Origin of the sequence: Tepidimonas fonticaldi (assembly GCF_001675355.1) — a bacterium.
GTDB classification, from domain to species: Bacteria; Pseudomonadota; Gammaproteobacteria; order Burkholderiales; family Burkholderiaceae_C; genus Tepidimonas; species Tepidimonas fonticaldi.
In genome coordinates, this window is sequence record NZ_LZDH01000066.1 from 38,001 (window position 1) to 60,276 (window position 22,276).

Consider the following 22,276-nt stretch of genomic DNA (forward strand, 5'->3'; position numbering starts at 1 on the left):
CTGCCATGAACGCCATGGATACGCCCATCCTGACCCTGCCCGGCGCCTCGGCGCCACCCGACCCGCATAGCGTGCGCACCCTGCTGCGCGCGGGCACGCTGCACATGCACCTGCAACCCATCGTGGACGCCGCGGCGCGCCGCGTCGTCGGGCACGAGGCTCTGGTGCGCACACCCGCCGGCTGCGCCTGGCGCACGCCGGACACGCTGTTTGCCGCCGCCCGGCGCGAAGGCTGCACGCTGGAGCTGGAACACGCCTGCCTGGTCGCGGCCTTGGCGCGCCGTCACGATACGCCCGGACCCAGGCAACTGTTCGTCAACCTGAGCGCGCAGGCGCTGGTGCACGGTGCGCTGCGCATGGGTGGGGGGCCGGGCGCGGCGGATCCGCTGCAGACGGCGGGCTTGGACCTGGCCGGTGTGGTGCTGGAGCTGACCGAACATGAGCGGGTGCACGACCTGGCCGCCGTGCAGGAGGCGCTGTCGGTCTGGCGTGCCGCGGGCGCCGCGCTGGCGCTGGACGATTTCGGCGACGGGCGCTCCAGCCTGCGGCTGTGGTCGGAGCTGCGCCCGGAATACGTCAAGATCGACAAATACTTCGTGCGCCGGGTGCACCAGGAGGGCCACAAGCTCAAGACCCTGCGCGCGCTGCAGCAACTGGCGGACACCTTTGGCTCGCGCCTGATCGCCGAAGGCGTGGAAGAGGCGGACGAGCTGATGGTGCTGCGCGATCTGGGAATCCCGTTCGTGCAGGGCTATCTGCTGGGGCATCCGCGCGCCGAGCCCACCCCCGACGTGCCCGCGGCGGCGCTGGCGGTGCTGGACAGCCGCGAGATCGCCGTGCTGCCGGAAGACCGCCCCGTCATCCACCGCGGGCTGACGGCCCGTACCTTGCTGGTCGATGCGCCGGCCCTGCCCGCCGACGCCACGCACGAGGACGCGCTGGAGCTGTTTCACCAACACCCCGAGCTGGAGGCCGCGGCGCTGGTGGCCGGCGGCTACCCCGTCGGCCTGATCGCCCGGCGCACGCTGCAGGAGCTGTCGATGCAGCGCTACTTCCGGGATTTGTACGGCCGCCGCCCGTGCCTGCTGCACGCCAGCGCCGACCCGCTGTGCGTGGATGTGCACACCCCCATCGAGCAGCTCACGCAGGTGCTGACCTCACCCGATCAGCGCTATCTGCGCGACGGCTTCATCATCACCGAAGGCGGCCGCTACCTGGGTCTGGGCACGGGCGAGCAGCTCGTGCGCCGCGTGACCGAGGCGCGTATCGAGGCCGCCCGCCACGCCAACCCGCTGACCTTCCTGCCCGGCAATGTGCCGCTGACCCTGCACATCGAGCGGCTGCTGGACCACGGCGAGGCCTTCACCGCCTGCTATGCGGATCTGAACCACTTCAAAGCCTTCAACGACCACTACGGCTATTGGCGCGGCGATGAGATGATCCGCCTGCAAGCCCGCTGCCTGACGGGCGCCTGCGATCCGAGGCGGGACTTCATCGGGCATGTCGGCGGCGACGACTTCGTGCTGCTGATGCAAAGCGCCGACTGGCACGCCCGCCTGCTGGCGGCCGTGGAGCGCTTCAACCGTCTGGCCCGCGATCTGTACGACCCCGCGGCCCGGCAGGCCGGCGGCATCCTGGCCGAGGACCGGCACGGGGTGATGCGCTTTCACGGCTTGACGACCGTGAGCATCGGCGTGGTGCGCGTGGCCCCCGGCCGCTACCGCAATGCGGAGCAGGTGGCCAGCGCGGCGGCGGCCGCCAAACACCTGGCCAAGCAGGCCGAGCGCGGCATCCATGTGGTCGCGGAGGACCGGGAGGCCGCCCCGGCCGGCGGTCAATCCGCGCCGGCGTCCGACGCCGCATCGGCGCGGGGGTTTTCGGTGCCGGCGGCGCCCGCGTGTGGCACGGCGTGCCAGTAGCGCGGTGCCCGGGCCCGTTCGCAGGCCAAGGCGGCCGGGTCTGCGCTGCGCCAGGTGACCGCCCCGCAGGTCGGGGTATCCGCCCAGGGAATGCCTCGCGCCTGCAGCCGCTGCAGGACCGCCGGGTGCGGATGACCATAGCGGTTGCGCCAACCCGCCTGAATGACCACCGCGCGGGGGCGAAGCGCATCCAGCCAGACGGCCCCCGTGGAGGTGCGGCTGCCGTGGTGCGCCGCGACCAACAGGCCGGTGCGCAGCGTCGGATCGGCCGCGACCAGGGCCGCTTCCTCCTCCTGGCGGATATCCCCGACCAGCAGGGCCGCGTGCTCGCCCTGACCGATGCGCAGCACGCAGGAGCGGGCGTTGTCGCCTCCCTGTCGCGGCGGCACCCAGTCGGGCGCTGGCGGGTGCAGAAATTCGAAGGACACGCCGTCCCACGCCCACGACACACCGGCCGCACACGTCTGCACCGGGCCCGCATGCCGCGCCCCGGGGTCGAAGGATGCCCACCAGGTGGCGGTGGGGAAGGCCTGGGCCAGCGTCGCCAGTCCCCCCGCGTGGTCGCTGTCGTCGTGGCTGATGACGACCGCGTCGGGCACGCTGCCCAGGGCGCGCAGCCACGGCAGCAGCACGCGCTCGGCCGCATCGCTGCGCCCCATCGGCGGGCCGCTGTCGAACACCAAGGTGTGGCGGGCGGTGCGCACGATGGCGGCACTGCCCTGCCCCACGTCGGGCAGCAGCACCTCGAACGCCCCGGGCGGCGGCGTGGCGGGCCGGAAAGCCAGCACGGGCCACAGCAGCCACAGTCCCCACACCCGCCAGCGCCACGGGGCGCGCCACACCAGCAACACTGCCCCGGCGCAGGCGGCTACGGCCAACGGCAAGGGCGGCGCCGGCCGCTCCCACACGGCCAGGGGCCACGCCGCCAGCCAGCGCAGGACGGCCAGCAACGCCTGGGCCAGCCACGCGGCGGCGTCCCACAAGGGCGCGACGGCGACACCCGCCAGCGCCACCGGCGTCAAGGCCCATGTCACCCAGGGAATGGCGATCAGATTGGCCAGCAGGCCGATGACGGACACCTGGCCAAACAACAACAACGTCAGCGGTGCCAGCGCCACGGTGATGAGGGCCTGCACCCGCAACAGCCCCATGACCGCATGGTGCAGGCGCTGCCCCAGGCCGGTGGGTTGCCACGCCGCCCCGCCCTGGCCAAACAGCACCGCCACGGCGACGAAGCTCAGCCAAAAGCCCGGCTGCAACAAGGCCCAGGGATCGAGCACCACCGCCACCACCATGGCGGCCAACCAGGTCGCGCCCCACGGCCAGCGTCGCCCGCTCAAGCGCAGGGCCACGACCAGCGCGAGCATGCTCACCGTGCGCTGGGCGGGCACGCCCCAGCCCGCGAACAGGGCATAGGCCGTGGCCAGTGCCACGCCCCCCACCCCCGCGGCCACGGGCACCGGCCAGCGCAACAGCACGGCGGGCCAGCGCCGCCCCACACCCCGCCAGACGAGCCCCACCGCCACGGTGGCGATCACCGCGAACATCGTCACGTGCAGGCCCGAGATGGAGACCAAATGGGCCACGCCCGTGGCGCGGATCGCCGCCCACTCCGCGGCAGGGATCGCCCCCTGGTCGCCCGTGACCAAGGCCGCGACCAGCCCGACCGCCGCCAGCTCGTGTCCGGGCTGGAGCCGCTCCACGATCGCATCGCGCACGATCGTGCGGGCCCGCTCCACCGGGTAGCGCCAGGAGTCGTCGGCAAGGCGGCGCGGGGCATCGTGCCGCCCGCCCTCCGACACGCTGCCCGTGGCGACGATGCCCTCGCGCCACAGCCAGGCTTCGGCATCGAAGCCATGCGGATTGGCCAGCCCGCGCGGCGCGCGCAAGCGCAGGCTGCCCTGCCACGTCTCGCCGGGCAGCACCCGCGGCACGGCGGCTTCGCCGCGCACGGCACCAAACGGCCGCCAACTCAGTCGGATCGTGCCCCGAATCGGCAGGTCGTGGCCGTCGCGCGTGCGGGCCTGCAGCACCTGGGCTTCGAACGCCACGCTCTGGGCGCCACGGCTGGGCATGGCCGTCACCTGCCAGACCGCATGCACGAGCGCACCGTCCGCAGCCGGCGGCAACGCCTGGGCGGCAAACCCGACGGCCCGCCCGCCCGTGGCGGCAAAGGCCAGCGCGGCCGCGACCGGCAACCAACCCCACCGGCTGCGGGGCCAGTGTCGCATCGCCCGCATCAGCCCGACGCCCGCCATCAACGCCAGCAGCGCCAGCGCCACATAACCCCAAACCGGCCAGAGCGACGCCTGCGTGAGCTGCAACGCCGTCCCCAGGACCCAGCCGAGCGCGGCCGGCCCCCAGACCCGGCGGACGGCGGCCGCCCCCGTCTGGATCCACGCGCCCTCCGGCATGGCGCGATCTTTGCTTGGTTCTATCGCGGGCGGCCCCGAATGCGCCCGATGCCCGATCGGCATGTCCCCCTCCCTGTTCTTCCCTTCGCCAGAGCACCATGGCCATCCACGTCGCGCTCCGCCACGTCACCCATTATCGATACGACCGGCTCGTCCGCCTGGGCCCGCAGGTGGTGCGTCTGCGCCCGGCACCGCACAGCCGCACGCGCATCCTGTCCTACACCCAGCGCGTCGCGCCGGAGCCGCACTTCATCAACTGGCAGCAGGACCCGTTTGCCAACTACCAGGCGCGGCTGGTGTTTCCCCAACCCACGCGGGAGTTTCAGGTCACCGTCGAGCTGGTGGCCGAGATGGCGGTGTTCAACCCGTTCGACTTTTTTCTGGAGCCGTCGGCGGAGCACTACCCCTTTGCCTACGCGCCAGAGCTGGCGGCCGAACTCGCCCCCTATCTGGCGCGCGCGCCGCTGACGCCGCGGTTGCAGGCCTACCTGGATGACATCGAGCGCGGCCCGCGGCGCACGGTGGATTTTCTGGTCGATCTGAACCGCCGGCTGCAACAGGACATTGCCTACACCATCCGGCTGGAGCCGGGCGTGCAGACCCCGGAGGAGACGCTGGAAAAAGCCAGCGGATCCTGCCGCGACAGCGGCTGGCTGCTCGTGCAACTGTTGCGCCATCTGGGGCTGGCGGCGCGCTTCGTCTCGGGCTATCTGATCCAGCTGGCCCCGGACGTCAAAGCGGTCGATGGCCCGAGCGGCCCCGAGGCCGACTTCACCGACCTGCACGCCTGGTGCGAGGTGTTTCTGCCGGGCGCGGGCTGGATCGGGCTGGACCCCACGTCCGGCCTGCTTGCCGGGGAAGGCCACATCCCGCTCGCCTGCACGCCGCAACCGTCCAGCGCCGCCCCGATCGAGGGTGTGCTGGACGAGTGCGAGGTGGACCTTCAGCACGAAATGTCGGTGGTGCGCATCCACGAATCGCCGCGCGTCACCAAGCCCTACACCGAGGCCCAGTGGCAGGCCATCGACGCACTGGGCCACCGGGTGGACGCCGCGCTGATCGCGGGCGATGTGCGGCTGACGATGGGCGGCGAGCCGACGTTCGTCGCCACGCGCGACCGCGACGCCGCGGAATGGAATACCGATGCGCTGGGCCCCACCAAGCGGACTTATGCGACCGAGCTGCTGCACCGCTTGCGGGACCGCTATGGCCGCGGCGGTTTTCTGCACCTGGGACAGGGCAAGTGGTATCCGGGCGAGCAACTGCCGCGCTGGGCGCTGTCGCTGGGCTGGCGCGCGGACGGCGAGCCGTGCTGGCGCAATCCCGACCGGCTGGCCGACGAACGCATGCCCGCCGCCTACACCGCCGAGGACGCCCGCCGGTTTGCCGTCGCGCTGGCGCGGCGGCTGGGGTTGACGACGCAAACCCTCCAGCCGGCCTACGAGGACACCTGGTACTACCTGTGGCGCGAGCGGCGCTTGCCGGTCAATGTGGACCCCTTCGACGCCCGGCTGGACGATCCGCTGGAGCGGGCGCGCCTGCGGCGCGTGTTCCAGCAGGGGCTCGCGGCCGAGGTGGGCTATGTGCTGCCCCTGGAGGCGACCGAGCGGGGCTGGCGCACAGGACCCTGGTTCGTGCGTGACGAGCGGCTGTACCTGGTGCCCGGCGACTCCCCCATGGGCTACCGGCTGCCGCTGGATTCCCTGCCCTGGGCGGCGCCCAGCGACCAACCGCTGTGGATCCCCGCCGACCCCTTTGCCGCCACCAGCCCGCTGCCTGGTGCGACGGCACTGCGGCGACAGTTCGCCACTGCCGTCCAGAGCCGCAGTACAGCGGAGCCGCACCGATACCCCCTGCCGGGCGAATCGGCCGCCGGCGTGGTGCGCACCGCGCTGTGCGTGGAGGCGCGCGATCCCCAACGCGCCAACGGCCCAGCTGCCGAAGCCACCGCGGGCGGGCACAGCCGCCACCTGTACGTATTCATGCCGCCCCTGGCGCGGCTGGAGGACTACCTGGCCCTGCTGGCAGCCGTGGAAGCGACGGCCGAACAGCTCGATGTGCGCATCGTCCTCGAAGGCTATCCCCCGCCGCGTGACCCGCGCCTGAAATGGCTGCAGGTCACGCCGGACCCCGGCGTCATCGAGGTCAACATCCACCCCGCCCACGACTGGGACGAACTGGTGGAACACACCGAGTTTCTGTACGACGCGGCGCACCAAACCCACCTGTGCGCCGAGAAGTTCATGACCGACGGTCGCCACAGCGGCACGGGCGGAGGCAACCACTTCGTGCTGGGCGGGGCGACGCCGGCGGACTCGCCCTTTTTGCGCCGCCCCGAACTGCTGGCCAGCCTGATCGCCTACTGGCACAACCACCCGTCGCTGTCGTATCTGTTTTCGGGCTTGTTCATCGGCCCGACCAGCCAAGCCCCACGGGTGGACGAGGCGCGCGACGACCAGCTCTACGAGTTGGAGATCGCGCTCGAGGCGATGGCCCGCGCGCGCACGATCTACGGCGACGCCATGCCGCCCTGGCTGGTCGATCGCACCCTGCGCAACATCCTGATCGACGTCACCGGCAACACCCACCGCAGCGAGTTTTGCATCGACAAGCTGTATTCGCCCGACGGCCCCACGGGCCGGCTGGGCCTGCTGGAACTGCGCGCCTTCGAAATGCCACCGCATGCGCGCATGAGCGTGGTGCAGCAGCTGCTGCTGCGCGCGCTCGTGGCGCGCTTCTGGGACGATCCGTGGCAAGGGCGGCTGACGCGCTGGGGCACCGCGCTGCACGACCGCTTCCTGCTGCCCACCTTCGTGCGCATGGACTTCGAGGACGTGCTGGCGGATCTGGCGCGTCACGGCTTTGCATTCGAGATGGCCTGGTTCGAGCCGCATTTCGAGTTCCGCTTCCCCCTGGTCGGCGATCTGCAGGTGCGCGGCATCGAGCTGACGCTGCGCCACGCGCTGGAGCCCTGGCATGTGATGGGCGAAGAAGGCGCCATCGGTGGGACCGTGCGCTACGTCGATTCGTCGCTGGAGCGGCTGGAGGTGCGCGTCAGCGGCTGGAACGACCACCGCTACGTGGTGACGGTCAACGGCCATGCCTTGCCGCTGCAGCCCACGGGCACTGCGGGCGAGTATGTCGCGGGCGTGCGCTACAAGGCGTGGAATCCGCCGTCGTCGCTGCACCCCACCATCGGCGTCCACGCCCCGCTGACCTTCGACGTGGTCGACACCTGGAACGGGCGCTCGCTGGGCGGCGGCCAATACCACGTGGCCCATCCCGGCGGACGCAACTACGAGACGCTGCCCGTCAACGCCTACGAGGCGGAGAGCCGGCGGCTGGCGCGCTTCTTCCGCTTCGGGCACACGCCCGGCCCGATCACGGTCACCCCCGCCACCCCGAGCCGCGAGTTCCCCTTCACGCTGGATCTGCGGCGCGTCTGACGTTTGCACCGCCTAGGCGCGTGGTTCGGCGATACTCCCGGTGGTGAATCGTGTGACCCTTCCCTCCTCCTCGAACCGCCCGCTGCACGGCCACGCCGGCGCCCTTGCGCGGCCCAGCGAACAGGCGGCCGCCTGGGGGGAGCCGTTTCCGCCCGGTCACTTCGACGAGTGGCGCAGTGGTGCGCTCGATGCCTGCGGCCTGTCGCCGGCCTGGGCGCAGTTCTTTGACGAGCTGGGCCCCGGCGGGCTGGACGAGTTGCCCGCGCTCGCCAGCGCCCTGGAGCGGCAGATTCGCGACAACGGCATCACCTACAACGTCTATGCGGATGCGGACAACCCCCAGCGCCCGTGGTCGCTGGATTTGTTTCCCTTCATCGTCGCGCCGCAGGACTGGGCGCACCTGGAGGCCGGCATCCTGCAGCGCGTACGGCTGCTGGACGCCGTGCTGGCCGACCTGTACGGCCCGCGCACGCTGCTGCGCGACGGGCTGATTCCGCCCGCGCTGGTGCAAGGGCACCCCGGCTACCTGCGCGCCATGCACGGCGTGCGCCCGCCCGGGGACACCTGGTTGCACATCGCCGCCTTCGACCTCGCCCACGGCCCCGACGGGCAGTGGTGGGTGGTCTCGCAGCGCACCCAGGCCCCGTCCGGGCTTGGCTATCTGCTGGAAAACCGCCTCGCCATCGGTCGCCTGTTTTCCGGGGCCTTCGAGGGCCTGCGGGTGCAGCGGCTGGCCGCGAGTTACCGGGCGCTCATGCGCGGGCTGGCGGCGCTGTCGCCGCGCGGGGCCGAATCGCGCATCGCCCTGCTGACGCCCGGCCCGTACAACGAAACTTACTTCGAACACGCCTTCCTGGCGCGCTACCTGGGCCTGCCGCTCGTCGAGGGCAGCGATCTGGTCGTGCGCGACCGCCGGCTCTACCTCAAGACCCTGCAGGGGCTGGAGCCGGTCGATGTGCTCATCAAACGGCTGGACGACGAGTGGCTGGACCCGCTGGAGCTGCGCGCGGACTCCACGCTGGGCGTGCCGGGTCTGCTGCAGGCCGTGCGCGCCGGCCACCTGCTGCTGGCCAACGCCCCGGGGTCGGCGCCGCTGGAGTCGCCGGCGCTGCTCGGCTTTCTGCCGGCGATCCACGAGCGCTGGTTCGGCGCGCCGCTCAGCCTGCCGTCCTTGCCCACCTGGTGGTGCGGCGAGGCGGCCGCGCTGGCGGATGCGCTGCCCCGGCTGGATCGGGCCGTGGCCAAGCCCACCCGCCCCGACCGCGACATCGAGACCCTGCTCGGCCCCAGCCTGTCCCCGAGCGAGCGGGAGGCACTGGCCGAGCGCATCCGCCAACGGCCCGAGGACTTCACGCTGCAAGCCTATCTGCCGCTGTCGCAACAACCGGCGTGGCGCCAGGGCCGCATCGTGCCGCGCTCGGCCATGCTGCGCGTGTTCGCCCTGGCCGACGGTCCGCGCTCGTGGCGGGTGCTGCCCGGCGGGCTGGTCCGGCTGGCCCCCGGCGGGCAGCAGATCGTCTCCATGCAGCGCGGGGGCAGCAGCGCCGATTGCTGGGTCCGCACCCACGGTGACATCGACCGCACGAGCTTGCTGCGCCAGGCGCCCAGCACCCTGTCGCTGGCGCTGCACAAGCGGCCCGTGACCAGCCGCGCCGCGGAGAACCTGTTCTGGCTGGGGCGCTACAGCGAGCGCGCCGAAAACACCGTCCGGCTGGCCCGCATCGCGCTGCAGGGCCTGCGCGGGGAGGACGCGAGCGACCCCGCCGTACTGGCCTGGCTGACCGCCTGCGTGCGGCACAGCGGGCTGGTGCTGCCCCAGGTGCCGGATGCCACCCAGGCCCCACGGGTGTTTGCGCGCGCCCTGGTGGCCCAGTTGGGCGCCGACAGCGGCGCCACCAGCGTCGGCTTCAACCTGCGGGCGCTGCGCCGCGCCGCCGATCAGGTGCGCGAGCGCCTCTCGCAAGAGCAGCGCAAACTGATCGATGCGCTGGCCACGGATTTCGACGACCGCTGCCGGGCGTGGGCACGACGGGCCGATGGCGGCGAGGCCGAGGTCTTCGCCGTTCTGGAGGACACGAGCGAACGCCTGTCCGCCATCACCGGCGCGCAGGTCGATCGCATGGTGCGCGACGACGGCTGGCGGCTGCTGAGCATCGGACGGCTGATCGAGCGCGTCGCCGCGCTGGCGCACGCGCTGGCCGCCGCCCTGCAAACCGGTGCGATCGACAGCGACGCCGGCTACGAGGCCCTGCTCGGGCTGTTCGACAGCACCATCACCTTCCACGCCTTGTACCAGCAGCGCCGCGATTTGGTGGCGCTGCTCGACCTGCTGGTCACCCACCGCGACAACCCGCGCGCGCTGGCCTGGGTGCTCTCGACGCTGCGCGCGCGGGTGCGCAAGCTGCCGCAGAGCGAACGCGCGGCGGGGCAGGATCTGCTGGCGATGTTGCCGGACCCGGACGGCTGGGACCTGGTGACGCTCAGCGGGGCCAAGGGCGGGTACGGCCCCGCGGCGGCGACCACGCATTTGCGCCTGATCGAGCTGCTGCAGACCTGCGAGTCGTCCGTGTTGGACCTGTCGGAGCGGCTGGGGCGCACCTACTTCAGCCACGCGGACGCCACCGCGCAGACCCTGCTGGCCTGACCGCTGCCATGCGCCTGCACATCCGCCACCACACCCAGTACCGCTACCACAGCCCGGTGGTGTCGTCCCACCACATCGCCATCCTGCACCCGCGTGACGCGGCCGGCCAGCGGGTCGTCTCCCACCGCCTGACCGTCGACCCCGTACCGGCCTATCAAACGCAGGAGGTGGACGTCTACGGCAATCGGCGCACGCTGTTTGCCATCGACCGGCCGCACACGGCCCTCGAGGTCGTGGCCGAGTCCGTGGTCGACACCCAGGCGCCGGAGCAACCCCAGACCGACGAGCCCTGGGAGCAGGTGCGCGACCGGCTGCGCTACCGGGCGGGGGCGCCGTATCGCCCGGAGGCGGAGTTCGTTTACGCCTCCCCCCACATTCCCCGCGAGGCGCTGGTCGATACCGACCTGATCGCCTACGCCCGGGCCAGTTTCCCCCCGGGCGGTGGGTGGCTTGCGGGCTGCCGCGATCTGACCGCCCGGCTGCACGCGGATCTGGCCTACGCCCCGGCGAGTACCGAGGTGCACACGCCGCTGCTGGCGGCGTTTCGCCAGCGTCGCGGGGTGTGTCAGGACTTCGCCCATGTGCTGATCGCTGCGTTGCGCGCGCTGGGCCTGCCCGCACGGTACGTCAGCGGCTATCTGCTGACCCAGCCGCCGCCGGGCCAGCCCCGCCTGGTGGGGGCCGATGCATCCCACGCCTGGGTTGGGGTGCCCTGGGGCGAACGCTGGTTCGACCTCGACCCGACCAACCGGCGCTGGGGCTGCGACCGGCCCGACGAGGGCTATGTCACCGTCGCCACGGGCCGCGATTACGGCGACGTCTCACCGCTGCGGGGAGTGATCCAGGGCGGTGGCGCGCACGCGCTGCGCGTGGCCGTCACCGTCGCGCCTCCGCAGGAATGGGCGGCGCTCGACTGGGCCGCGCCGGGCGCCGGCTGACTAGAATGCAAGCCCTTCACGGAGCCCCCACATCATGAGCGTTTACGATCGTTTGCAAGCCCTCGACATCCAACTGCCCGCCGTGGCGACGCCCGCGGCCGCTTATGTGCCGTTCGTGCACACCGGCAAGCTGGTGCTGCTCAGCGGCCACATCGCCAAGCGCGACGGCAAGCCCTGGGTGGGTCAACTGGGCCTGACCATGACCACCGAAGAAGGCAAGGCCGCCGCCCGCGCCGTGGCCGTGGACCTGCTGGGCACGCTGCACGCCGCTTGCGTGGCCGCGGGCACCGACCTCGATGGCGTCAAGCGCATCGTCAAGGTGCTCAGCCTCGTCAACTCCACCAACACGTTCACCGAGCACCACCTGGTGACCAACGGTTGCTCCGAGCTGTTGGGGCAGGTGTTCGGCCCGGAGATCGGCGCGCACGCGCGCAGCGCCTTTGGCGTGGCGCAACTGCCCTTCGGCGCGTGCGTCGAAATCGAGCTGATGGCCGAACTGGCCTGACGGCCCGCCTCGCCGATCGGCTCAAGCGGGCGGCGGCAGGGCCAGCCCGCTTTCCTCGTAGATGGTGGCAAAGTCCGTGGTCAGCTCCACACTGTTCCACTCCACCGGATCGCCCGGCGTCAAGGTGATACGCTGCCAGCCGATGTCGCCCTGGCGCCGGTAGATTTCGATCAGCGCCTCGTCCTGCGCGATCAACACATATTCCTGCAAGCTGGGCAGGGTGCGGTAGGCCATCAGCTTCTCGCGCCGGTCGGTGGCGGCGGTGGATTCGGAGAGCACCTCCACCACCAGGCGCGGTGATTCGACCAGAAAATCCTCGCTGCCGACCTGCTGGTGCTGCGGGTGGCAGGTCACCATCACATCGGGGTAGTAGATGCTCTGCTGCTTGGCCACGCGCAGCTTGGCATCCGCCATGAACGTGCGGCACGGGCTGCCGCGCAAGTGGTGGCGCAACAGCGTGTAGACATTGCCTGCGATGATGTTGTGCCGCAGCGACGCGCCGGTCATGGCGTAGATCTGCCCGGCCACGTATTCGTGGCGCACGGGGCTGCGGGCTTCGAGGCGGAGGTACTCTGCCTCGTCCAGGGGCCGGTACAGTTCTGCTTTCATGGCGGGCCGTCTCCCCACGCTGAGCGCGTGACGGCCCCATTATCGTCAAAGCAGCCGGTCCCCAGGGCCCTTCACAGCACGCGCCACACGTGCAGGGGCTTGAAGCCGAAGCTGGCGTCGCGCCCCTTGCGGCCACGGGCCGCCCGGGCGTTGTTGAGGCTGCGGATCTCCAGCACCTCATCCCGCCATTTGCCACCCCGCCCCACGCCGTCGATGCGCACGCTGCGCAGGTAGGCCACGGCGCCGGCCAGGGTGTCTTTGCCCTCCAGCCCCATGAGCATGAGGCCACGCCCGCCCTTGGGCTGGTGCTTGAGGTCGCTCAGATCGAAGGTGAGGATGCGCCCGCCGCTGGAGACACAGCACACCTGGGTGGCCGGGGCCAGCGCGGCCTGGCCGTCCCCGCCCTCCGGGGCCGTGGGCGGGGCGAGCACGGTGCCGTCCGGGGCGGCCAGACGCACCACCATGCCGCCGCTGACGAGTGCGGGGCGGCACACGGTCTCGCCCTCGTTCAGGGTGACGAAGGCCTTGCCGCCCTTCAAGCGGCTCGTCATGTCCTCCACCGTGGCCAGGAAACCATAACCGCCCGAGCCGCTGAGCAGCCACATGGACGACGCGGGCCCCGCTAGGTAATGCACCGGCTGCGTGCCTGGCTCCAGGTCGATCAGCGTGGTGATGGGCTGGCCGTCGCCGCGCGCGCCCGGCAGGCTGGCCACCGGCACGCTGTACACCCGGCCGTTGCTGCCCAACACGATCAGCGTGTCCACCGTGCGGCATTCAAACGTGCCGTACAGGCCGTCGCCCGCCTTGAAGGCAAAGCCCCCCGCGTCGTGCCCGTGGCCGGTACGCGCGCGCACCCAGCCTTTGGCCGACACCACCACCGTCACCGGCTCGTCCACCACCTTGATTTCGGCCACGGCTTTCTTCTCGGCCTGGATCAGCGTGCGGCGCTCGTCGCCAAAGGTCTTGGCATCGGCCTCGATCTCTTTGACCATCAGCCGGCGCAGGCTGGCCGGGTTGGCCAGAATGTCTTCCAGCTTGCCCTGCTCTTCGCGAAGCTCTTTGAGTTCCTGCTCGATCTTGATGGCTTCCAGCCGCGCCAACTGGCGCAAGCGGATTTCCAGAATGTCCTCGGCCTGCCGGTCGCTCAAGGCAAAGCGCGCGATCAGCGCGGCCTTGGGCTCGTCGCTGGCGCGGATGATGGCAATCACCTCGTCGATGTTGAGCAGCACGATCTGCCGCCCTTCGAGGATGTGGATGCGATCCAGCACCTTGTCCAGCCGGTGGCGAGAGCGGCGGGTGATGGTCGTCTGGCGGAAGGCGATCCACTCCTCCAGCATCTGCCGCAAGCTCTTGGGCACGGGCTTGCCGTCCAGGCCCACCATGGTCAGGTTGATGGGGGCCGACGTTTCCAGGCTGGTGTGGGCCAGCAGCGCGGTGATCAGCTCCTGCTGTTCGATGCGGCTGCTCTTGGGCTCGAACACCAGGCGCACGGGCGATTCTTTGCTGGACTCGTCGCGCACCCCGTCCAGCACCGCCAGCAGGCTGGCCTTGAGCTGCGTCTGCTCCTGCGTCAGCGCCTTCTTGCCGGCCTTGACCTTGGGGTTGGTGATGTCTTCGATTTCCTCCAGCACCTTCTGCGCGCTGACGCCGGGCGGAAGCTCCGTCACCACCAGCTGCCACTGGCCGCGGGCCAGGTCTTCGATCTTCCAGCGCGCGCGCACCTTCAGGCTGCCGCGGCCGCTGCGGTAGGCGTCGTGGATGTCGGCAGTCGGGCTGATGATCTGGCCGCCACCGGGGTAGTCCGGCCCCGGCAGCAGGGCGAACAGGTCGTCGTCGGACAGTTGCGGGTTTTTGACCAGCGCCACGCAGGCGTCGGCCACTTCGCGCAGGTTGTGGCTGGGGATCTCGGTGGCCATGCCGACCGCGATGCCGCTGGCGCCGTTGAGCAGCACAAACGGCAGCCGCGCCGGCAACTGGCGCGGCTCCTCGGTGGAGCCGTCGTAATTGGGCACCCAGTCCACCGTGCCCTGGTCGATTTCGTCGAGCAGCAGGGTGCTGATGCGGCTCAGCCGCGCCTCGGTGTAGCGCATGGCGGCGGCGCCGTCGCCGTCGCGGCTGCCAAAGTTGCCCTGCCCGTCGATGAGCGGGTAGCGCTGCGCGAAGTCCTGCGCCATGCGCACCAGCGCGTCGTACGCGGCCTGGTCCCCGTGCGGGTGAAAGCGCCCCAGCACGTCACCCACCACGCGGGCGCTCTTGACCGGCTTGGCCGGCGTGTTGGCATTGGGGCCGCTGTAGCCCAGCCCCATGCGCTGCATCGCGTACAGGATGCGCCGCTGCACGGGCTTTTGGCCGTCGCACACGTCGGGCAGCGCCCGGCCCTTGACGACACTGAGCGCGTATTCCAGATAGGCCCGCTGTGCGTAGGCGGCCAGGCTGTCGGGGTCGGCCACCGGCTCGGCGGGCGACCGGTCGGAAGGGGGCAACACGTCTAGACTCATGTGCGGATTGTCGCTCGCCCCGGGGCCTTTCCCCCGCCCCGCGTCGCGCGGTGCGCGGGGGGGGCCGACAATAGCGGGCGACAGCGTCATTCCCTTTTTCGACAGGAGACCTCCGATATGTTCAGCCATGTGATGGTGGGCACCAACGACATCGACCGAGCCAAACGCTTCTACGACGCCGTCTTGGGCGTGCTGGGGGCCCCCGCGGGCGTCCGCAACACCGCAGCCAGCGGTCATGAGCGGGTGTTCTACCGCCACGGGGGCGGCACTTTCGGGGTGTCGCAACCGATCAATGGCGAACCCGCCACGTGCGCCAACGGCGGGACGATCGGCTTCAGATGCGAATCGCCCGAGCAGGTGCAACGCTTTCACGACGTGGCCGTGGCCCACGGCGGCACCTCCATCGAGGCCCCGCCCGGCCCGCGCCACGGGCCCAGCGGCACGCTCTACCTGGCATATGTGCGCGACCCGGACGGCAACAAACTGTGCGCCCTGCACCGGCCCGCGTGAGTCGTCGCCCGCCCATGTCCCCGCCCGTTGTCCCCAAGCGCCGGGGGGTGGCCCGACTCTGGCACGCCGCGGGCCACTCCCTCGATGGGCTCCAAGCCGGCTGGCACGAGCCGGCCTTCCGGCAGGAAGTGCTCTTGGCCGCAGTCCTGGTGCCCGCCGCCTTTTGGCTGGGCCGGGACTGGGTTCAGATCGCCCTGCTCGTCGGCTCGGTGATGCTGCTCATGGTGGTGGAGCTGCTCAACACCGCGGTCGAATCGGTCGTGGACCGCGTGGGCCCCGAATGGCATGCCCTGTCCAAGCGCGCCAAGGACCTGGGCAGCGCCGCCGTGCTGCTGTCCCTGCTGTTTGCCGGCGGGGTCTGGGGCGCCGCGCTGTGGACGTGGTGGCGCGGCTGACGGTCGATCAGCCCGCGCGGCGGCACGCCGCCAGCAGATCGCGCTCGGCGTCCAATACCGCGCTGCGCACGCCGAACAGCCCCGCGACGGTGTGGAACACATGGTCGTGGGAGGACGGCTCCTGCGCGCGCCGCTGCAGGCAGGCCCAATCCAGCCCCAGGCGCCGCTGCATGCCGCCGTTGGCCCACAGCAGCATCGGAACATCCTTCTGCTCGCGCGGGGCCACGGCATACGGCATGCCGTGCAGGTACAGCCCGCCCTCGCCGAGCGACTCCCCGTGGTCGGAGACGTACAGCAGCGCCGTAGGGCCGCGCCGCTGCGCCAGCCAGCCGATCAGCTCCGCCAGCACATGGTCGGTGTAGAGCAGCGTGTTGTCGTAGGCGTTGACGATGTGCGCCGGCTCGCACGCCTGCAGCTGCGCCGTCGTGCACTCCGGCTGGAAGCGTTTGAACGCCGCCGGCGTGCGCTTGAAGTAGGCCGGCCCGTGGCTGCCCATCTGATGCAGCACCGCGAGCGTGCCGACCTGGCGGGCAGGCTCGGGCAAGGCCTGCAGCGCGCCGGGCAGCTCGCGCAGCAGGATTTCGTCGTGGCATTCGTCGCCACGGCACAGGCCCGGGACCTGCAGATGGTCGGTCTGGCGCGACGGCACGCGCGCGCACACGCCCTTGCAGCCGGACTGGTTGTCCAGCCACGTCACCGCCAGCCCCGCGCGCTGCAGCAGGTCGAGCAGGTTTTCCTGCGCGCGCGAGGGGTTCCAGCGCGCCCGCCCCCCCGGCGCGAACAGGCAGGGCACCGACGTCTGCGTGTTGGTGCCGCACGAGGTGACGGCGGCGAACGACACGATCGGCTGCCCCTGCTGGATGAGCGCGCGCAGGCGCGGCGTGGTGTCGCGCGCGTAGCCGTTCAAGCCCCAGTTGGCCGCGCGCGCCGTCTCGCCGACCACCAACACCACCAGCGGCGCCTCGTCCTCGCGGGCCGCTGCGGGCAGCGGCTGTACGTCCAGGCCGATGGGCTGCGGCGGCTCGGACGCGAGCGCCCGCTGGCCCACGCCGTGGCGCAGCGCGGCGTAGACGCTGTTGTAGGGATTGATCAGGTAGCGCAGCGCGCGGTCGTTGCGCATCAGCGCCGCCAGATCCTGAAACGTCAACCACAGCAGGGCGACGGCCAGCCCCAGCGCCGCCGCGCCAACGCCGACGCGAACCAGCACCGCACGGCGCGCCGGCCACCGCCGCACCGGCAGGCGCCACCACAGCCATCCCGGCAGCGCCACGCCCAGCGCCAGCGCGACCAGCAGGCCCGGGGTCAGCAGGTCGCGCGCCTCGCGCAGGTCGGTCTGGAACACGTTGGCCGCCATCGACGCATCGACGACGATGCCGTAGGCCAGCATGAAGTAGCTCGCCCCCCCCGCCAGCGCCAGCAGCGCCACCCCCACCGGTCGGCGCAGCGGCCCGACGGCCAGCCACGCCAGCACCGCCAGGTTGACCAGCGCCAGCACCAGCGCCCACGCGAGCGCCACGGCCCAGCCACGCGCGCCCAGCGGCCCCTGCACCGGCCACACCGCCGACCACAGCGGCACGTTGCCGACCGTGGCCAGCCAGCCGGCCAGCAGGGCGAGCGCCGCCAAGGGGTGCCAGCCGGCCGCGCTGTCCGCCGCGGTCGAGCCCTCGGCGCCGTCTGCCATTCGTATTCCCGTGCGGATGCCTCTCATGGCCGCGCACGATGACACCCCAGGATTAGCGCAGCCTTAAACCCCCGATCCGCGGCGGCGGACGGGGTCACCGCGACGCGGCACCGGTCTCGGGTCCGGTCGGCGCCGAGGGCCACACCAGCGCGTAGCCGGTGGCCCACGGCGGCGAAGGACTTGCCAGCCGCTCCAGCCGCGCCCCCTCGTGCTCGGCGATGCGCTGCACCAGCGTCAACCCCAGACCCAGGCCGCCGCGGTCGGCGGGTGCCTCGCCGCGGCCGCCGCCCTCGTCCAGCACCTCGACCGCCACCGCCCCGTCGGTGCGCGGGCCGACGCGCACCGCCACCCGTGCCTGCGCCGGGGTGTGGCGCAGCGCGTTGTCGACCAGGTTGCGCAGCGCCAGCCGCAGCAGCGTCGGCCGGCCGCGGACGACGGTCGGCGGCCCCTGCACCTCGGGCGGGGTACGCCCGCCGCCCATCGCCGTGGCGCACTCGTCCGCCACCTCCTGCGCCAGCGCGTGCAGCGCCACCGGCTGCGCGGCCTCGCCGCCCGGGGCGTCGGCACGCGCCAGCGCCAGCAGCTGGGTCAGGATCTCGCCGGCGCGCAGCGCCTCGCGCTCCACCGTCTGCAGGGCCGCCTCGCCGGCGGGCGTGCCCACCTGCAGCCGCGCCAACCGCGCCTGCCACACCAGTGCCGTCAGCGGCGAGCGCAGCTCGTGCGCGACGTCGGAGGTGAAGCGCCGCTCGCGTTGCCACAGTGTGTGCAGCCGCTCGACCAGCGCCTGCAGCGCCCGCTGCACGCGCTGCAATTCGTCGTAGCGCTGTGCCGGGGGCAGGCCACGCGCGGTATCGGCATCGAAGCGCTGCAGGGCCTCGGCCAGCGCCGACAGAGGCGCCAGCCCGCGCCGGATCGCCCACCCCAGCAGCAGCGCGACCAGCGGCAGCAACACCACCGCCGGCCGCACCAGGTGCTCGGCCACGTCGCGCCCCAGCTCCGCATGGCGGCTGACATCCAACCCAACGGCCACCCGGCGCGCGCCATGCCCGGCGACGAACCAGCGCCACGTGCGCACCTCGCCCGCCAGCGGCAACACCAGCGTGTGATAACCCTCGGGCAACGACGGCGGCAGCCGCGCTGCCCAGGCTTGCGGATCCCAGCGCAGCGCCCCGCTCTCCCAGACCACCACATGCAGCTCGGGCGCATAGCGCGGCTCCGCCCGCACCGGCAGCGCCGCCGCATCCACCGCAGGGACCGGGCCTTGTACCGGAGCGGTCAACAGCAAGCGCGCAGCGGCCGTCAATTGCCCGTCGCTGATCTCCTTCGCCTCATGAACCGCGGTCTGATAGGCGCTGGCCACGAGCACCAGCCACACCCCCAGCAGCGTGGCCAAGGTCCATGCCAGCAGCCGCCATGCCAGCCGGGGGGCGCGTTCAGCCGTGGCCATCGTCCCCCTCCGCCCGAGGCGGGATGGTGTAGCCGACCCCGCGCACGGTCTGGATCAGGTCCTCGCCGAGCTTGCGCCGCAGGTGGTGCACATGCACCTCCAGCGCGTTGCTCTCCACCGTGTCGTCGAAGCCGTACAGCGCCTGCTCGAGCTGCGCGCGCGTCAACACACGGCCGCGGGCGCGCAGCAGCGCCCACAGCAATGCAAACTCCTTGGCGCGCAGCGCCACCGGCTGACCGTCGCGCCACACCGCGCGCGCGGCCGGGTCGACCCGCAGCGCGCCATGGCGCAACACCGCCTCGGCCTGCCCGGCGCTGCGGCGCAGCGCCACGCGCATGCGCGCCAGCAGCTCCTCCGGTGCAAACGGCTTGACCAGGTAGTCATCCGCCCCGCTGTCCAGCCCCGCCACGCGGTCGGCCAATGCGTCGCGGGCGGTCAGCACCAGCACCGGCGCATGCAGCCCGGCCGCGCGCCGCGCGCGCAGCCAATCGATGCCGTCACCGTCCGGCAATCCGCGGTCCAGCAGCACCAGGTCGAACGGCTCCGCCTGCAGCGCACGGCTGGCGCAGGCCAAGGTCACGCAGACATCGCAACCATGCCCCTGCGCGCGCAGCAGCGCGGCCACGCCCTCGGCAATGGCGGTGTCGTCTTCGACGATCAGGATGCGCAATCCTTCAATCTCCTGCTCGCGCGGCCTGCGGTCCAACCGACACGCTGGAAGCGTGTCCCCAGGGCGTTGTCCCGGGGGTTAAGGCCTCGTTAAGCCCAGCGGGCGTTTAATCGTTCGACCGGCCGGCCGGGCTGGCGCCGTCCTTGGCGACACACCCGCGCCCGCCGACACCGCATTTTCACGCAGTGCCGGCAATCTGTCGGCTTTTCGACTGCATGTCTCGCCATGCATACCCCGCCGACAGCCTCTTCCTTTGCATCGATGTTCCGCAGCGCCTGGTTCTGGCGCCTGCCAGGGTTGTGCTTGCTCGTGATCGCAGGTTTGATGCTCACCCCACCCGTCGATGCGTTGGCCGGTGTGCAGCGGTTGACGCGCGCCGCCCCGGATCTGCTGTGGTGGTGGTTGACCTGGCTGGGCGACACACATTTCGCCTTGGCGCTGTTTCTGGCGGCCACCATCGCGACTGGCCACCGCCACGCATCCCCCGCCTTGTTGTGGAGCATCGCGCCCGCCACACAGACCCTGCATGGCATCAAGACGCTGGCGGCAGCCCCCCGGCCCGCCGCCGTCTTGCCCCCTGAAGCCCTCCACATCATCGGCGACGTGCTCAGGCAGGGCAGTTTTCCGTCGGGGCACACGGTCACGGCCTTTACACTCGCGGCTTGCTGGATACTGACCGCTCGCCCCCCGCAGCGCGGGATGGCCGCGGCGGTGTCGCTGCCGTTGGCATTCGCCATCGGCCTGTCGCGGGTCGGAGTCGGGGCGCATTGGCCTCTGGATGTCGCCGTAGGGGCATTGTTGGGGTGGCTTTGTGCCGCCGCGGCCGTCCTCGCCGCCGGGCGCTGGGGGCCGCGCCCGGGGGATGCGCTGCACCGTTGGGAAATCGGCGCCGCCGGCGTGCTCGGTCTGGGCTTGTGGTGGCGTACCGTGCCCGCCACCGTCGAACCGCTGGCCCACGCCCTCGGCGGCTTGGTCGTCGGGGTCGCGCTGGTCGCGGCGGCGCGGCGGATCTGGCTGCGCCGCGCCTCGACAGGCGTGCCGCTGCGGCGACTGAGAGAAATGGAGTGATCGCAGGAATGCGCTGGATGCTTTGGCTGGTGCCCCTGGCGGCATGGCTCACTGGGCTGGGCACGCCGCCATTGTTCGATGTGGACGAAGGGGCGTTTTCCGAAGCGACGCGGGAGATGCTGGTCAACGGCGACTGGCTGTCGACCTGGCTCAACGGCGTGCCGCGGTACGACAAACCGATTCTGATCTATTGGCTCCAGGCGCTGTCGGTCGCGGTGCTGGGCCTGCACGAATGGGCTTTGCGTCTGCCGTCCGCCCTGGCGGCGATGGGGTGGGGCTGGGCGGTCTGGCGCTTCGTGCGCGAGCGCGCGGACGCAGCGGCGGCAGAGCGCGCCCTGTGGATCGTGGCAACGGCCTTGGGGCCGTGGATCATGGCGCGCGCCGCCACGGCCGATGCCCTGCTCAACCTGTGGCTGACGCTGGCCTGCCTGGATCTGTGGCGCTATCTGGAGCGAGGGCAACGGCCGGATCTGCTGCGGGTGTATTTCTGGGTGGGGCTGGGGCTGCTGACCAAGGGGCCGGTGGCCGTGCTGATCCCCGCCGCAGCAGGCACCCTATACACCCTGCTGACGCGCGACGGGTCCACCTGGCGGCGCATCGCATTCGACATGCGGGGCTGGCTGCTGCTCCTGGCCGTGGCGGCCCCGTGGTATGCCGCGATGCTGCTGACCCATGGGCAGGCGTTCGTGGACGGCTTCATCCTGCGCCACAACGTCCAGCGCTTCACCGGTACGCTGGAGGGGCACAGCGGGGGTTGGCTGTATTACCTGATCGCCCTGCCGCTGCTGCTGCTGCCGTGGAGTGCAGCCCTGCCCGCCGTGCTGCGGCAGATCAAACCCGATGTCCAGACGCCGCTGACGCGCTACCTGTGGCTGTGGTGTGGATTCGTGCTGGTGTTCTTCAGCCTGTCCGGAACCAAGCTACCGCACTATGTGCTCTACGGCTCCACCCCGTTGATGATTCTGCTGGCGCTGCGCCTGCCCGCGCTGCGTGGCGCCTGGTTGATCGTGCCCGTGGCCCTGCTGGCGCTGTGGCCGCACCTGCCCGCCCTGCTGCACGAAGCCGGGCTGCGCACCGGCAACCCCTACTACCGCGCCCAGCTCGCGCTGGCCCGGGATCTGGCCCCCACCTTGTATGCACCCGTGGCCTGGGCGGTTTTGATCGCGGGCATCGTAGTGGCGCTCCAGCGGCGCTGGCCCGTCTGGCGGCGGCTGCAGGCGCTGGCGGCCATGCAGGCCCTGCTGCTCGGCGCCCTGGTGGCGCCGTGGTTTGGCGATGTGCTGCAGGGCGCCGTGCGCCACGCGGGCCGCCTTGCGCACCAGGCCCAGGCGCCGGCGGTGCTGTGGCGCTTCGACGCGCCCAGCTTCAGCGTCTATGCCCAGTCGATCACCCCCAAGCGCCTGCCGGAGCCGGGCGAGTGGGCCCTCACCCGGCTCGACCGCCTGCCGGATGTGCCGCACACCGTGATCTACCAGCGCGGCGGCGTGGTGCTGCTGCGGCGCGATCCCTGAAGGTCCGATCTGGGATGGCTG

15 protein-coding genes are annotated in these 22,276 nt (G+C 71.6%); 9 read left to right on the forward strand and 6 right to left on the reverse strand.

Going from position 1 to position 22,276, the window contains the following annotated elements:
* The first annotated feature begins 5 nt into the window (after nt 1-5).
* Nucleotides 6-1,919, forward strand: a complete 1,914-nt coding sequence (locus A9O67_RS12325) for an EAL domain-containing protein (RefSeq protein ID WP_068610775.1) — start codon at nt 6-8, stop codon at nt 1,917-1,919.
* Here the strand turns inward: A9O67_RS12325 and A9O67_RS12330 are convergent.
* Nucleotides 1,835-4,333, reverse strand: a complete 2,499-nt coding sequence (locus A9O67_RS12330; protein WP_068610777.1) for a DNA internalization-related competence protein ComEC/Rec2 — start codon at nt 4,331-4,333, stop codon at nt 1,835-1,837. The genes A9O67_RS12325 and A9O67_RS12330 overlap by 85 nt on opposite strands.
* A gap of 98 nt (nt 4,334-4,431) precedes the next feature.
* Here A9O67_RS12330 and A9O67_RS12335 point away from each other — a divergent pair, with 98 nt between their 5' ends.
* The 4 genes from A9O67_RS12335 to A9O67_RS12350 are packed head-to-tail and all read left to right on the forward strand — an operon-like array spanning nt 4,432 to nt 11,866.
* Nucleotides 4,432-7,779: a transglutaminase family protein gene (locus A9O67_RS12335; protein WP_068610779.1), complete on the forward strand. Its 3,348-nt coding sequence runs from the start codon at nt 4,432-4,434 to the stop codon at nt 7,777-7,779.
* A gap of 52 nt (nt 7,780-7,831) precedes the next feature.
* A complete protein-coding gene (locus A9O67_RS12340; RefSeq protein ID WP_068610782.1) occupies nt 7,832-10,423 on the forward strand; it encodes a circularly permuted type 2 ATP-grasp protein in 2,592 nt (863 codons plus the stop codon).
* Nucleotides 10,424-10,431: 8 nt separating this feature from the next.
* Entirely contained in the window at nt 10,432-11,361 is a 930-nt protein-coding gene (locus A9O67_RS12345; RefSeq protein WP_068610784.1) for a transglutaminase family protein, read from the forward strand.
* Nucleotides 11,362-11,395: 34 nt separating this feature from the next.
* Nucleotides 11,396-11,866: a RidA family protein gene (locus A9O67_RS12350; protein ID WP_068610786.1), complete on the forward strand. Its 471-nt coding sequence runs from the start codon at nt 11,396-11,398 to the stop codon at nt 11,864-11,866.
* Between the two features lie 21 nt (nt 11,867-11,887).
* Here the strand turns inward: A9O67_RS12350 and A9O67_RS12355 are convergent, their stop codons facing one another.
* Together A9O67_RS12355 and parC are read right to left on the reverse strand one after the other, a co-directional pair.
* Nucleotides 11,888-12,475 carry a Uma2 family endonuclease gene (locus A9O67_RS12355; protein ID WP_068610788.1) on the reverse strand — a complete coding sequence of 196 codons (588 nt, stop codon included), beginning with the start codon at nt 12,473-12,475 and terminating at the stop codon, nt 11,888-11,890.
* A 71-nt stretch (nt 12,476-12,546) separates the two neighbouring features.
* Nucleotides 12,547-14,973, reverse strand: a complete 2,427-nt coding sequence (gene parC, locus A9O67_RS12360) for a DNA topoisomerase IV subunit A (protein WP_082955576.1) — start codon at nt 14,971-14,973, stop codon at nt 12,547-12,549.
* 117 nt (nt 14,974-15,090) lie between these two features.
* Between parC and A9O67_RS12365 the strand changes: the two genes are divergently transcribed.
* Together A9O67_RS12365 and A9O67_RS12370 are read left to right on the forward strand one after the other, a co-directional pair.
* Nucleotides 15,091-15,483: a VOC family protein gene (locus A9O67_RS12365; RefSeq protein ID WP_068610790.1), complete on the forward strand. Its 393-nt coding sequence runs from the start codon at nt 15,091-15,093 to the stop codon at nt 15,481-15,483.
* Between the two features lie 14 nt (nt 15,484-15,497).
* Nucleotides 15,498-15,878 (forward strand): diacylglycerol kinase, encoded by a 381-nt coding sequence (locus A9O67_RS12370; protein WP_068610792.1) that lies wholly within the window; start codon nt 15,498-15,500, stop codon nt 15,876-15,878.
* A gap of 7 nt (nt 15,879-15,885) precedes the next feature.
* On the opposite strand, the gene A9O67_RS12375 is transcribed toward A9O67_RS12370, so the two are convergent.
* The 3 genes from A9O67_RS12375 to A9O67_RS12385 all read right to left on the reverse strand — a co-directional run bounded on the left by A9O67_RS12375 (nt 15,886) and on the right by A9O67_RS12385 (nt 19,676).
* Nucleotides 15,886-17,559 carry a phosphoethanolamine transferase gene (locus A9O67_RS12375; protein ID WP_082955577.1) on the reverse strand — a complete coding sequence of 558 codons (1,674 nt, stop codon included), beginning with the start codon at nt 17,557-17,559 and terminating at the stop codon, nt 15,886-15,888.
* A 94-nt stretch (nt 17,560-17,653) separates the two neighbouring features.
* Nucleotides 17,654-19,006, reverse strand: a complete 1,353-nt coding sequence (locus tag A9O67_RS12380) for an ATP-binding protein (protein WP_068610796.1) — start codon at nt 19,004-19,006, stop codon at nt 17,654-17,656.
* Nucleotides 18,993-19,676: a winged helix-turn-helix domain-containing protein gene (locus A9O67_RS12385; protein ID WP_068610798.1), complete on the reverse strand. Its 684-nt coding sequence runs from the start codon at nt 19,674-19,676 to the stop codon at nt 18,993-18,995. Before A9O67_RS12385 ends, A9O67_RS12380 begins: the two co-directional genes overlap by 14 nt.
* Before the next feature lie 324 nt (nt 19,677-20,000).
* On the opposite strand from A9O67_RS12385, the gene A9O67_RS12390 reads away from it, so the two are divergent.
* Together A9O67_RS12390 and A9O67_RS12395 are read left to right on the forward strand one after the other, a co-directional pair.
* Nucleotides 20,001-20,744, forward strand: coding sequence for a phosphatase PAP2 family protein (locus A9O67_RS12390; RefSeq protein WP_197484489.1), 744 nt, complete (start codon nt 20,001-20,003; stop codon nt 20,742-20,744).
* 8 nt (nt 20,745-20,752) lie between these two features.
* Entirely contained in the window at nt 20,753-22,255 is a 1,503-nt protein-coding gene (locus A9O67_RS12395; RefSeq protein WP_068610802.1) for an ArnT family glycosyltransferase, read from the forward strand.
* The last annotated feature ends 21 nt before the right edge of the window (nt 22,256-22,276 follow it).